Annotated in this window: 12 protein-coding genes; all 12 read right to left on the bottom strand. The window is 57.1% G+C overall.

Annotated elements, in window-relative coordinates; translation table 11 throughout:
* Window positions 1–4: 4 nt before the first annotated feature.
* The 12 genes from tssH to E0L21_RS11875 all read right to left on the bottom strand — a co-directional run bounded on the left by tssH (window position 5) and on the right by E0L21_RS11875 (window position 13,363).
* Complete coding sequence (gene tssH, locus E0L21_RS11925; RefSeq protein WP_131409719.1) at window positions 5–2,623, bottom strand: type VI secretion system ATPase TssH; 2,619 nt, start codon at window positions 2,621–2,623, stop codon at window positions 5–7.
* 113 nt (window positions 2,624–2,736) lie between these two features.
* Complete coding sequence (gene tssG / locus E0L21_RS11920) at window positions 2,737–3,780, bottom strand: type VI secretion system baseplate subunit TssG (RefSeq protein WP_131409718.1); 1,044 nt, start codon at window positions 3,778–3,780, stop codon at window positions 2,737–2,739.
* Window positions 3,777–5,648: a type VI secretion system baseplate subunit TssF gene (gene tssF / locus E0L21_RS11915; protein ID WP_131409716.1), complete on the bottom strand. Its 1,872-nt coding sequence runs from the start codon at window positions 5,646–5,648 to the stop codon at window positions 3,777–3,779. Before tssF ends, tssG begins: the two co-directional genes overlap by 4 nt.
* Before the next feature lie 2 nt (window positions 5,649–5,650).
* Window positions 5,651–6,220 carry a type VI secretion system baseplate subunit TssE gene (gene tssE / locus E0L21_RS11910; protein WP_131409713.1) on the bottom strand — a complete coding sequence of 190 codons (570 nt, stop codon included), beginning with the start codon at window positions 6,218–6,220 and terminating at the stop codon, window positions 5,651–5,653.
* Window positions 6,213–7,025, bottom strand: coding sequence for a type VI secretion system accessory protein TagJ (locus E0L21_RS11905; RefSeq protein WP_131409711.1), 813 nt, complete (start codon window positions 7,023–7,025; stop codon window positions 6,213–6,215). The genes tssE and E0L21_RS11905 overlap by 8 nt, the downstream gene beginning before the upstream one ends.
* A gap of 9 nt (window positions 7,026–7,034) precedes the next feature.
* The gene (locus E0L21_RS11900; RefSeq protein ID WP_131409709.1) at window positions 7,035–8,024 is read right to left on the bottom strand and encodes a hypothetical protein; all 990 of its coding nucleotides are present in this window, start codon (window positions 8,022–8,024) and stop codon (window positions 7,035–7,037) included.
* A 20-nt stretch (window positions 8,025–8,044) separates the two neighbouring features.
* Complete coding sequence (locus E0L21_RS11895; protein ID WP_131409707.1) at window positions 8,045–8,839, bottom strand: PP2C family protein-serine/threonine phosphatase; 795 nt, start codon at window positions 8,837–8,839, stop codon at window positions 8,045–8,047.
* Window positions 8,836–10,641, bottom strand: coding sequence for a type VI secretion system-associated FHA domain protein TagH (gene tagH, locus E0L21_RS11890; RefSeq protein WP_131409705.1), 1,806 nt, complete (start codon window positions 10,639–10,641; stop codon window positions 8,836–8,838). Before tagH ends, E0L21_RS11895 begins: the two co-directional genes overlap by 4 nt.
* A 129-nt stretch (window positions 10,642–10,770) precedes the next feature.
* The gene (locus E0L21_RS24995) at window positions 10,771–10,947 is read right to left on the bottom strand and encodes a lysozyme inhibitor LprI family protein (RefSeq protein WP_165501906.1); all 177 of its coding nucleotides are present in this window, start codon (window positions 10,945–10,947) and stop codon (window positions 10,771–10,773) included.
* Window positions 10,948–11,046: 99 nt separating this feature from the next.
* Window positions 11,047–11,841 carry a lysozyme inhibitor LprI family protein gene (locus tag E0L21_RS11885; RefSeq protein WP_131409703.1) on the bottom strand — a complete coding sequence of 265 codons (795 nt, stop codon included), beginning with the start codon at window positions 11,839–11,841 and terminating at the stop codon, window positions 11,047–11,049.
* 3 nt (window positions 11,842–11,844) lie between these two features.
* Window positions 11,845–12,678 (bottom strand): peptidoglycan-binding protein, encoded by an 834-nt coding sequence (locus E0L21_RS11880; protein WP_131409701.1) that lies wholly within the window; start codon window positions 12,676–12,678, stop codon window positions 11,845–11,847.
* Between the two features lie 202 nt (window positions 12,679–12,880).
* On the bottom strand, window positions 12,881–13,363 hold the full coding sequence (locus E0L21_RS11875) for an Hcp family type VI secretion system effector (RefSeq protein ID WP_023480099.1): 483 nt from the start codon (window positions 13,361–13,363) through the stop codon (window positions 12,881–12,883).
* Between the last annotated feature and the right edge of the window lie 5 nt (window positions 13,364–13,368).

Below are 13,368 nucleotides of genomic sequence, written 5' to 3'. Positions count from 1 at the left end.
GGCTTTACGCCGCAAACTGACAGTGAAACTCACCCTGCTCAAACGTGACCCGTAAGCGCTTATATTGCTCGTCGCGCGCGCTGGCGTCGAGTAATAGCTGGCTCATCAGCGGCAGCAGTGTATTGGTAAGGATGGCGTCCACCATACGGCCGCCTGATTCGACTTCCGTGCAGCGGGCAACAATTTGCGCCACCACGCTGTCGTCCACTTCCGACACAATCCCGTGGTTATCCGCCAGGCGGCGCTGAATGCGTTTAAGCTGCAAGCGCACAATCATCGCCAGCATCTCGTCGCTGAGCGGGTAGTACGGCACCACCAGCAAACGTCCCAGCAGCGCTGGCGGGAAAACTTGCAACAGCGGCGGGCGCAGCGCATCGCGCAGGGCGTCCGGTTCCGGCATCAGTTCCGGATCGGCACACATGCCGGTAATCAGCTCAGTCCCGACGTTGGAGGTGAGAATAATAATGGTGTTGCGGAAATCGATATGGCGGCCTTCGCCATCTTCCATCCAGCCTTTATCGAACACCTGGAAGAAGATTTCATGCACGTCCGGGTGGGCTTTTTCGATCTCATCGAGCAGCACCACGCTGTAAGGACGGCGGCGCACCGCTTCGGTTAACACCCCGCCTTCGCCGTAACCGACATAGCCCGGAGGCGCGCCTTTCAGCGTCGAAACCGTATGCGCTTCCTGGAACTCACTCATGTTGATGGTGATAACGTTCTGCTCGCCGCCATACAGCGACTCCGCCAGCGCCAGCGCGGTTTCGGTTTTACCGACGCCGGACGGGCCACACAGCATAAAGACGCCCACCGGTTTGTTCGGATCGTCCAGACGCGCACGCGAGGTCTGCACACGTTTGGCAATCAGTTCCAGTCCGTGGCGCTGTCCAATTACGCGTTCGTTGAGGGTATCGGCGAGTTTTAGCACCGCGTCGATTTCGTTTTTCACCATCCGCCCCAGCGGAATGCCGGTCCAATCGGATACCACGGCGGCGACCACGTTGGCATCGACCGAGGTAAACAGCAGCGGCGCGTCGCCCTGTAGCGCCCGCAGTTCTGCCTGCTGTTGCGTCAGCGTGGCGCGTAAATCGGCCAACGCCTCTTCCGGCGAGGTGTGCAGTTGTGCGCGCAGCGCAATAATCGCGTCAACCAGCGCCTGCTCCTGCTCCCAGCGCGCCGTCAGTTCGTCGCGTTGTTGCGCCAGTTTTTCCAGCTCGACCTGCAATTTCTCCACACGATCGCTTTCACCGGTCGCCATTTTCGCTTCACGGTTGGCAATCTCAATTTCTACGTCCAGCGCGGCGATGCGGTGCAGGCAATCTTCCAGCTGCGGCGGCGGAGAACTTTGGCTTACCGCGACGCGCGCACAGGCGGTGTCGAGCAGCGCAACAGCTTTATCCGGCAACTGGCGCGCCGGAATGTAGCGGTGCGAGAGTTTCACCGCTGCGACAACCGCTTCATCCAGCAGCAGCACGCGGTGGTGTTTTTCCAGTGCCGAAACGGTGCTGCGCAGCATCAGCACCGCTTTTTCTTCGTCTGGCTCCGCAACTTGTACGGTCTGGAAACGGCGGGTCAACGCCGGATCTTTCTCAATGTATTTTTTGTATTCCGCCCAGGTGGTCGCGCCAATGGTGCGAAGCTGGCCACGCGCCAGCGCCGGTTTCAGCAGGTTGGCGGCATCGCCCGTACCCTGCTGGCCGCCTGCGCCAATCAGCGTGTGGATTTCGTCGATAAACAGAATGATCGGCGTCGGGCTCGATTGCACTTCGTTAATCAGCGACTGTAAACGCGCTTCAAATTCGCCTTTCATTCCCGCGCCCGCCTGCAACATACCTATATCCAGCAGCCACAGTTGCACATCTTTCAGCGGTTCCGGCACATCACCAATAGCTATGCGCAGCGCCAGCCCTTCCACGACGGCGGTTTTACCGACGCCCGCTTCACCGGTCAGCAGCGGGTTGTTCTGGCGGCGACGCATCAGAATATCCACCATCTGGCGGATCTCTTCATCGCGCCCCACTACCGGGTCAATTTTACCGTCGCGCGCCCGGGCGGTCAGATCCTGACCATACTGCGCCAGCGTGCCCTGCTGCTGCGGAATACCCGCACCAGCATCATCGTTCAGCGCCACGGTGACTTGCTGGCTCTCTTTGCTGTTGGCGAAAATGGCATCGAAGCCATCCAGCAACGCATCGGCGCTGATACGCTCAAACTGCGGCGAAATGCCTTTCAGCACGTTCGCCAGGCTCCAGGTTTTCAGGATCCCGGCCAGCAGATGGCCGCCGCGAATGCGCGTCACGCCATATTTTAGCGAACCGTAAACCCATGCGCGCTCAACGGCGGTATCAATGTGTTCTGACAAGTCGGAAACCGAACTTGCGCCGCGCGGCAGTTTGTCCAGCGCCGCGACGATATCGCGCGTCAGCGCCTCTTCATCCAGCGAAAAGTGGCGAATAACCTGTTGCAGATCGCCGTCCGTCTGTTGCATCAGTTGATGCAGCCAGTGAACCAGCTCCACATACGGGTTGCCACGCAGCTTACAAAAAGCGGTGGCACTTTCCAGCGAGGTAAATAACAGCGTATCGAGTTTGCCGAACAGAACGGCGCGGCTGATTTCTGACATGAGTTCATCCATTTTTCATAATTAGTGTGCATTCATCCTTGCAAGCCAGCTCGTCGTGCGATACGACATGCAGGATGTGTGCGTACGTCAGACCAGGAAACTAACCACGGAGGTTACCCCTCCGGGCTGAAAACTAAATCTCCTCGCGCTTGTGGCGTCGGCTGCGCGCCAAGCCAGGCGCTGTACCCCAGACGCCCGGCGCCGCCAAGCGTGGCACCGGTGACATCTTCGCTGCGCAAAATCACTTTCACCGCCCACTGGTACTCAATGCCCAGATACTGGCGCACCCAGTCGCGTAATGCGGCGACATATTTTTCACCCGGCATAAAACGCCGATAGGTATCAACGGGAAGCGGGCCAATTTCGATGCGAAACTTATGGCACACATCACGCACAGCTTCGCCAAGAAATGCCGATTGTCCGAGGCGCGGCGCGTGTCGCCCACCCTGTAAGCGCGCGCGTTCACGTTCGCTGAGCGGCATCCATTGCGGCACATTTTCGACAATGGTGACCGGCACATTGAAATAGCTGCGCAGGATCTTCTCCAGCCCTTCCGGGTCGCGCCCGTTGCGGGTCAGATGCCCGGCAAGGGCAAAGCGGGCGTGCGGGCTTAAGCAGCCTTTTTCCAGTTGCCCTGGTTGCCCCATGCCGACCAGCGAAGCGATGTACTGCTCAAAACGTTTGTTATCCTGGCGATCCAGCGAAACGGTCGGCTGCGCATCGGCCCAGGCGCGATAAAACAGTAATACCAGGCGGTGATGAAAGAGATCGGCGAAGGCGCTCAGGCTGTCATCCTGGTGGTGCGCAATTCGCTCGCTGGCATATTCAGTCAGGTGAACCGGTAGCGGGCCGTTGGGGCCAAACAGGCCAAAACTCAGAATTGATACGTCATACAGCGGCGAGTTTTCGCGTTGGCGAACGCTCGATAGCGTCGACGGCGCAAAGCCAAGAGAGGGTTTTTGACCAATGCGCAGCGGTTCGAAACGCGGTAGCGGCGCGCGTCCCAGCGGGTAACGTTCGCCGCCACGCGCATCAACGCGGCGCAGCAGAGTAAACAGATCGTAACGCCACGGCGTCGCCATCACGTTTTGCCAGAACGCCTCCGGCAGCGCACTGGCGCGCGTAATGACCGGCGCGCTGCTCAGCGTCTCGGTCATATCAGCGCCCTCTTGCCCATGCGCGGCGGCCAGTAACCCACTTCCCCGCGCTGCTGGCTCTTAAGCGTGAATTCGGTAAAGCTGTTCATGCCCACCAGACGGGCAAAAACACGCTCCAGTACGCTGCCAAACAGATACGGGCTGAAGCCGGAAAACGCCTGCTCATCCACCGTCAGTGTAATGCCAATACCGCGCGCGAAAACAATCGGCCCCGGTTCCGGCACGCGGCGATGTACCGGTTCGAGCACGCAGTGGCGCACGCCTTCAATCTGCCGTGCGACCGGCGCTTCCGCCAGCCGGGTATAAAGCCCCAGCAACTGGCGCAGCGCCGCAGCGCCTTCGCCGTCTTCACCATCCATCAGGCTTAAGTAGTTCATCTGCAACTGGCTGATCAGCCGCCAGGTGCTCAGCCCTTCTGCCAGCGCCGGGCGTGGCGGTGTCGGGCCTTTACGCAGTTGTAAGGTTTTGACCGGCAGCGAATCCGGCAGTACAAACTGGCCGATATCCTGCTGCAACATCAGCGGCAGATCGCGGCTGGTGCACAGCACTTCGGCGGTGATATAGCGTAACTCTTCACGCCACGGCGCATGCTGTTCATCCACCAGCGAGGCGAACACTTCAGAACCGATGTAACCGGTACGCGTGCCGTAACGCTGCGCATGTTCCGATAACGCCCGCTGTTCGCGGCGCAGCGAAAAGTAAGCACCGTAGTTGCCTTCGTCCTGGCTCCAACTGCTCCAGAACGGGCGAAAGGTCTGCTCATCGCGCTGGCCATCAATGCTGGCGTGAATTTTGGTAACGGCGTAGATCTCGTAATCCAGCGGGCGGATGTTATCGACCACCAGATGATACTCATGCAGGCTGTCACTCAGCTTCTGGCGTTCCGCCACTTTCGGGAACAGGTTAATCACCGGCGTACAGTGCAGCGCGAGGTGGCTTTTATCCACCACCCGTTCAAGCTGGGCATCGGCTTTGTCGAGCAGAATGATGATATCGAAAGACTTTGCTTCGCCGCTTTGCGCCAGCATCGGGCGCAAGCCCTGCAGGCTGATAAACAGGAAACGTGACGGAAAGGCGAAGTACTCCTGCAACAAGCGATAGCCGTCAAAGTTGCGCAGATCGTCCGGCAGCAACGCCTGGTCTGCGCTGAACCCTTCCTGGCGCAGCGCATCGTCTGCCAGCACCAGCGGCGCGGTTTTCTGTCCGTTCGCCTGGCACAGCATCCCCACCTGGTGACCCATTACCAGTTCGAGGAGTTTAAGCGCCTGCATATCCGGGCCGCTTAAGAAGAACTCCAGACGGTCGAAATCAAGATGGCTGAGGTTCACCGGGCCGTCGCAGCTCAGGCGAATACGCAGTGCGCTTTGCGCCCCGCGCTGGCTTAAACCGACCTGCGCCAGCGGCAGATCGGCGGGTACGCCGCCCAGCTCCACCTGGCTAATTTTCAGCGGCAGCAGCGTGACATCATGCGCGGTGGTGTAGCTACAGGTGACGCCATTCTTTTTCATCACCTGGCTGTCCATCATGGTGCCGCGCGGCACCACAAAACCGTTGCTCAAATCGCCTTTCGCGCTGTCAGGTTGCAGTTCGGCAATCGCCATTGATGGCGTGGGCGCAAGGTAATTCGGCGCGACCATTTCCAGCAAGCGCTGAGAGAAACGCGGGAACTCGGCGTCCATTTTTAACTGTACGCGCGAGGTCAGAAAGGCAAAACCTTCCATCAGGCGTTCGACATACGGGTCGGAGACGTCCATGCCGCGCATGCCCAGACGCCCGGCAACTTTCGGGTAGCGCCCGGCGAACTCCTGACCCATTTCGCGCAGCCAGGCCAGTTCGCGGTTGTAATATTCGAGTAATTTGCTGTCCATCGTTACCCCGCGTCTTTCAGCTCGAAATGCCCGTTTTCCAGATCCACATCGGTACGAAACAGGAACTCCAGCGGATAAGGCACGCACCACAGGCGGCCTTTGATCTCAATCGACAGGACATTATGCAGATCCAGCGACTGGGTATCGGAGATGCAGCGCACCTGCAATCCTTGCGGAAGAATGCGCGGTTCAAAATGCAAAATCGCGTCAGTCAGTTTGCGCTGGATATCCTGCCATTCGATATCCGACATGCGCTTGCCCGCCAGCGGCGATACGCCAAAGTTCACCACCGAACGCCGCACCTGGTCGAAAGCCGACAGATCCTGCTGCGCTTCGTTATTAATGGTGTTGAAAAGCCACTGCAAATCGCGCAGCACATGGCGGCGCAGCGCTGAGTGCGAAACCAGAGTGTTATTCACCGGCTCCTGCGCTTTATCCGGCGCGTCATCCGTCAGGCGATCGAGCAGCGAAGGCTGCATTTTATCGCGCGCGCCAACGGTTTCTTTACCGCGCCGTGAGCGCCAACCGCTACGCAGCAGGTCGCCCTCTTCATCATGCGCAGAGCTACTCATCTGCGGCTTCCACGTTAAAACTTACTGTCGCGAGATCGAGCAGCGAATATTCAGCGCTGTCGTTGAGCCACACTTTTTGCCCCTGCCCGATATAGTGCGGCGCATCACCAGGCAGTTGCTGCCACTCGGTAACGCGACACAGCTTAAAGCGGTCATCGGCATTGACATCCAGCGGGTAGCGCGCCGGGATCTGGCACACCTGTTCACTGCCATCCTGCAAGCGCACCAGCGTGTGACGCCACACTAAATCAGTCACGCTGGCCGGGGATTGAAACTGCATCGCGGCAATCGCGCTGAACGGCAGCCAAAAATAGCGGCCATTGACGATAGCTTCGCAGACCGGGCCAAAGCGGCAATCGCCATCCATCAGCCAGTCAAAGCGCAGGGTTTGACCGTCTTGCGTCGTCAACTGGCCGGGGTTGGCATCGGCCATTTCCAGCGCGGCTTCGCGATGGGCACCGGCATTCGTCGCTTCCGGGTCAAGCGCGCTGACCATTGCCGCCAGCCACGGCCATTGTTGATCCGGCGTGACCGGCCGCGCGCGACCGGCCATCACTTCCACTCGCTGACGCTCGCCTTCAATGGCTTGTTCCAGCAGCGTCACCGTCGGCTGTGCCTGCGGTTTTAATGCCTGCCAGCTTTTTAACTGCGCCCGCGCACGCGACCAGTTGCCATCCAGGCACAACAGTTGGGCGAAAGCGGCGCGCAGATCGGCGTCGCCCGGCTGGGTGCGGATACGGCTTTCGAGCTGCGCCAGGCTTTCCTGCAACGATTCGCCCGCCAGTTGTTGAAACAACGTATTCATCGCCGCTCCTTAGTTAACGGTTTTGTAGGTGCCAACCGCCGGGTTGCGCAACTGCGGGTGCAGCGAGTCAATCAGCAAAATGTTCAGGTGAGTGCCCGGTTCAAACCACGGCGTCCACGCTTTGCGTACTTCTTCAATACGTGCCTGTAAACGCGCTTCGTCATTAGCCACATCGCGAGAGATTTCCACCGCCACGGTGCCGTTGGCCTGCCAGCCATTAAGGGCGTCAACATACGGCAGGATCATCCAGCTCTGCGCCAGAGTGCCTTCGCTGACCACCATCCGTTCGTTGTTGACGGTAGTGATCAACAGGCGATCCGCATCCACATTGGCATTCAGGCCACTGACCGGGAAACCGTGTACAAAGGTCATGGTGATTTTCTTTTCCACGCCGTTGCTGAGTTGCGTCACCACGCTGCGCCCGTTCAGCCAGCCGCCCTTCTCACACTTGCCATCTTCTTTGGCGGGAATAAACAGCGCGGGCGTACTGGCGCCGCCCTGCCAGAACGTGCGCAGATGGCAGCCATCCTGCAAAGTGAACTCCTGCCACGGCGCACGGCTGGCGGGCGGCGAGAGATCTTCAGCACGCCCGGTAGGCGCAATTAATCCGGAGGTTGGGGTTGCGGCTGGCGCGGTAGTCGCACCGGTTGAGGTGACTACCGGATCCCACTCTTTGGCTTTATCGGCGGTGCCTTCAGCCAGCGTCGCGCCTTGTGGGTCGGTCAGTTTCCAGCGCACCTGCGTCAGCGTGCCGCACTGGTTTTCCAGCAGCGCGCCAAGACGCGGTAAAAAGGTGTTCAGTACCGAGGGTTTTTTATCGCCGCTGGCGACAATGCGCAGCGGCAGTGTCTTCGCACACCAGCTTTTTGGCGTGTTATCGGCGATGTTGTCGATCCAGACATCCAGTTTTTGCGAAGGCGATTGCACGATGCGGTAGTTTTCTGCCTGCACGCTGCCACACACTGCCAGCAGGGCCAAACCCGGTAGCCAAAGTTTCATAAAAGTCCTTGTAAGCTGTATCAATCACGAAGAGGGAAAAACTGCGCGGCTTCAGAGAGCGTATGCAAAAGCGTCGTCTCCTGAGGCGTGCCCATCCACACCGCTACGGCGCTATAGTTGTCCTGCTGGGTCTGCGCCCCGACACCGTTTTTCAGCAGGATTTGATTCATCAATGTCAGCCACTCATCCGGCGTATTGACCATGTGCAGCGACTGTTGCATCTGTTCCTCGGTGACGCCGTGCCAGAAACCGTCCGTGCACAGTAAAAAAGCATCGCCATCTTCAATCGGCACCACATCACTGTAGCTCGGTTCACGCTCATCCTCGCCCAACCCCAACGCGAAATAGAGCAAGTTACCGTTGATACCTTCAGTCTGGTGCCCGGCGTCTTTCATCTGCTGGACAAGGCTGTGATCGGTGGTGACGTGATAAAGCCAGCCGCGACGAAACAGGTACAAACGGCTGTCACCCGCGTGCGCCCAGTAGGCGAGCTGGTAATCGCGGTCGATAAACAGGCTCACCATGGTGGTGCCCATACGGTGATAATCCCGCACCGCTTTTTGCTCTTCGCGAATGGCGCGATTCGCGCCATTCACGTACTGACGAATGTACTGGGCATTAAGGTGCTCATCACCGTCGAACCGGGTGATAATGGCGTTTCGCGCCAGTTGCGCCGCCACGTCACCGCCGGGTAAACCGGCGATCCCGTCGCAGACCACAAAGCAGGCGGCGCGTTCGCCGATGGTTTCCCCGGTCTGATCCTGATTACTGGCACGTTCGCCCTGTCGCGAAATAGAGGCCGTGCTGATATTCATTCTTCCGATCCGCTTTGTGAGTCTTTGTACTGGTTGACTTCCATGTCGTAAGCGTGGAGAAACGCTTCGCCAAACAGGGTATGGAAGTCATCGTCAATCTCACCGGCCGTCTGGGCGTAGGTGCGGACGTAGTAATCCCACAAGGCGGCTTTACGGTTGGAGAGCACACCAAGCCGCGCCGTCGCACCGTCGCGTTTGGCGTCATCTTCCAGTTGCTCCGGGTTAAACTGCTGCAGCATGGCGGCAATAATGGCGCGAATCCCGGAGATCATCCCCAGTTGGTGCGCCTGTAAATCGATCAGCGCATCGCGCACCGATTTTTTCGGCGGCATAAAGCCTGGCATACGCGTACCGAACATCTGCATCAGCACGGTTTTACCGGACGGTAGCAGTTTGAACGGGTTGTTGGCATCGTCCAGCACCATCGTCATGTCCGCTTTTACGCCGCGCTTAAGAATAGAACGCGACGATAACAGCGCGACGGTGCCCTGTGAGAACATGCTCAGCATCTGACCAAACTGGCGCATATTTTCTTTATCAAACTGCGGCACCGGCTGCATGTCGCCAAGCCCCATTCCCTCCAGCAGCGCGTCGAGCAGTTCGCCTTTCAGCACATCGCTGCCGTCACCACTGCTGGCAGACGGCACGCTTTTTGCCTCATTGCTTTGCACCGGGTCGATACGCAGACGCCCTTTCGGTGTTTGCGCAGCGCTGCGTTGTACCGTCTGCGGCGTTGGCAAAGTGATCCCGGCATAATCCCGTGGCTCTTGCGCCTCTTCCGGCGCGGAAACTGGCGCGTTGTCGGCAAACAGCGGTGTCGCGCTTAAATCTTCCGGGCGCAGCTCGGTAATAATCGGCTGGGCAGTTGGCGGCGGTTCCGGCGTGTTCAGATCGGTAATGATCGACTGTGGCTCGGCCGGTTTCTGCGCGACCAGTTCGTCGGCATGCGCCAGCGGCACCGCACCACTCAGCAGGCCAAGCGGATCGTCGCTGCGGGTTTGCTGTGTACTACCACTGCCGCCAAACAGCGCCAAAGGATCGAGTTCATCGCTATCCGGCGTGTGTGGTTTTTGTGTCGGTTCAACCGGCGGCACCAGCGCTGATGGCGTGGCATCATTGAAAATGCTGTCGTTTTTAAACAACTGCTCATCGTTGAACAGTTGATCGGAAGCCAGCGCTTTCGGCGTCACCAGCGGTTCGTTGTTATTGAGCAGCGACAGCGGATCTTCCGGGTTACGTTCCGGCCCTTTCGGCGCGGCGAACGGATTGAGGTTTTGCGCTTCCTGCGGTTTCGTGCGGCTGCTGGAGATACTGTCGGAGATGGAAAACTCCTGCATCAGGCTGTCCCAGATTTCCGTCGGCACGGACGCCGGTGCGCCTTCTGCCGCGTTTTTCTGCGCCGGAGCAGGTGCCGTTTTTGCCACCTGCGGCTGCGCTGGCTTCGGGTACATCTCTTCAGCCATGCGGGTAACAGGACGGGTATCCTGAATCAGATCGGTGACTTCAATACGGTATTCATCGATGCCAAGAATATCGCCATCTTGCAGTTCAACCTGACGACCACGTTCCAGGGGGATGTCATTCAGTACGACGCGGGTTACGTTGCCACGGTTGGTGACGCGGCATTCGCCATTTCCGGCGATATGAACAATCGCCTGCAAACGTGAAATGGAACGGTCGTTGTCCGGCAGCACCAGATTGTTGTCCGTGCCGCGGCCAATGGTGCCGCCCGGGGGATAAAAGTCGCAGCTATTTTGTGGCGGCTGATGACCGGGTTTACTGGTAATAATAGTGAATCGCATCGCGTATTCCTGCTGGAGTTATGTGCACTCAAACGGTGCCGCTTTAGCTAAAACGGCTGCGTTTGAAGACAAGCGAAAAGAAGGTTGACGTTCGCGAACCCGGCGCAGCCACCGGATAAGTCTCTTGTTTTACTGGATTTTACTGACCAATTCAAAGGTCCGATCTTGCATCGATTTTGTTAAGCAGGCGGTGTCGGCCTGGCACTGATTGCGTTTTTTAAGCCAGTCGCGCTGCACCGCTTTCATTCCCGCTAGCGCGACCCATTTCACGCGCGCCGGGGTAAATCGAATGATACTTCCTGTCATATTTTCCCTTTCATCCAGGCCAGTAACGCGCATTCAATACATACACGGTTTTATTTTTAGCAGGGATGGCCGTTCGCCATCCCTTTTACACGAAACGACTCAGACCCCATCCAGGCTGTGCGCCAGTGTTTCCAGACGATCGTTCATCGATTTTTTCAGGCATTGCACATCGCCATTGCAGCTATTGCGCTGGCTTAACCAGGCTTTCTGCTGCGATTGCAGTTTGTTTTCCAGATCTTTATTGCCCAGGCTTACCGCTTCTTTGCGAAACGAACGGTAAGAACGGGCAACGCTGTTATCCAGCGCCGCCAGCTCGCGATCGCCGCAGATTGCTTTTTCCGGCGCAGACGCCGCTTTTGCACAATCAAACGAGGCCTGCGGTTTGCTGTTTTTATCCACTGGGGTGAGTAAAAGGATGGTGCCATCCGTCCAGTTCAGCAGTAAGCGCTGGTTAACTAACGCCAGACTGGCGTCGCTACCCGCATCGCCGTTGGCAAAGTGACCCGAAGCGCAGGTAATATTTTCGACCTGCGTTTTCGCTTTCCCGTCTAACCCCAGCTCATAAGTTTTCGCCGCGTCTTTCTCCGGGATAGACTGCGTTGCTGCAACCCAGGCATCCAGCGTGCTGCTATTTTCTTTCATTGTCGGTGACTGGCAATTTGACCCGCCAGGCAACGTGGTGCTGATACCTTGCGGTGTCACGCTCAGAAAGCGCCCAACAAGGCGATCATCATTGAACTGATAGTTCAGGGTGCGTTCAGTTTCGGTATTAATAAACGCTTTCTCTACCTGCCACTCGCCTTGTACAGGTGAGTTGCCCGCCTGCACCGCCGCAGAGAACAATGCCAGGCAAGTGAGCGTTGCCGCTACGATTTGTTTATTGTGAGTCGTCATTGATCAATTTGTCCCGTAGTCGCCGTTTAAGAAAAGATTCACTTCAAAATTACGACGATTAATCAAACCCTTCATAACTTTGTGTTTGCTGGTATTGGCGCGCTTAATCTCGGTCATCGCGTCAGAGATCTGCCCGCGGTTGATAAAACCAAACACGTTGCTCAGCCGCCCGCCGGGGTTATAGGCAAAGGAAACCAGCGCGTCGAATTCATACTGCTTTAGCGGCACAAAAATACCATTTCTCACCGCGTTAACGTACGGCGGAACGGTTGCACGCAGTAAATTTGTTTCTTGATCGGCCGTCAGGCGCACCAGTTTTGCGTTATCCGCGACAAACTGACTTGCCTGGTCGTCGTGCAATCTGGCGGCTTTACTGATTTTTTCCGCGGTGACAGCATCAATGCCGATTTCAATCATTTTCGCTTTGATAGATTGCTCGGAGCGCTCTTTCATGTCGTAGCCCGGCCCGAGCGTCACGCCGCTCGCGCCGCCTGGCCAGTGCAAGTAACAACTTTTGTTCGCCCAGGCCTCGCGATGAAAAATAAAGGTCATGCCACTTGCGGAGATATCCATGGCGCCGACAGCCTGCCGCCCGGCGCTGCCGGAGATAGGCGGTTGCGGCGCGCGGGTGGTGACCGGTTTACCCAATGCAGCAAGGGTGCGTCGCCCGACAATTCCATCAACGTGTAAATTCTGCTTCGCCTGAAATTGTTTGACGGCTATTTCAGTTTTTAAGCCGAAAATACCATCTTCACCGACTTTCGCTCCCGATTTATTCAGCAGCTGCTGTAACTCTTTAACATTCGTACCACGATCACCCTTGCGCATAACACTCATTCGTTCATCCTCAAAATATTCTTCAATATTTATACGCACTCAAAAGAAACAGCTTTCATAAAAGCGGCTGCGTTTGAGTAGCAAATTATTTTGTTGGGGAAAACGCGATTAACTCAACATAAAAAGAGACAGCAATTTAAAGATTAAATAGTGATTTACCAGAAACGAAACAGGGTGAGCCCTTGCGGGCTCACCACAGCGATTACGCTTCTTTGTTTTCTTTGATGTTCCAGCCAGCGCTGGTTTCAGCACCTTTACCGCCGGAGGAGGATTGCTCCCAGTACTGCTGTTTCACTTTCGCAGCCTGGAATGCATAGGTCACACCCACGGTGTCGCCGTTGTCAGCGCCGGTGTACTGAACAGACGTGACCAGCACATCTTCCAGGGTGATGCGAGCGTACTCAACCTGCTGGCCACCTGCTTTGCAGACAGACAGCTCAACTTTGGTCAAGTGTTTGCCGCTAGAGCAATGTTTCAGGATAGCCGTCGTGGATTTATCAATGAGTGCGTTAACATGCAGGTCATTAAAATTGACTTTACCGGCACCGCCGCCACCGCCAACGCTCATGTTTCCAGGTTGTGAAGCACCCCAGGAAAAAGATGTGATATCAGTCCAGCCGGTGTGGTTAGAGTCTTTAGATTCACCCGTAACTCCATCGACCTTCAGAAACATATCAATAGCCATAATAT

It is taken from the genome of Kosakonia quasisacchari, from assembly GCF_004331415.1.
GTDB classification, from domain to species: domain Bacteria; phylum Pseudomonadota; class Gammaproteobacteria; order Enterobacterales; family Enterobacteriaceae; genus Kosakonia; species Kosakonia quasisacchari.
The sequence above is the reverse complement of the archived record's forward strand: the minus strand, read 5'-3'. Positions and strand labels throughout refer to the sequence as shown.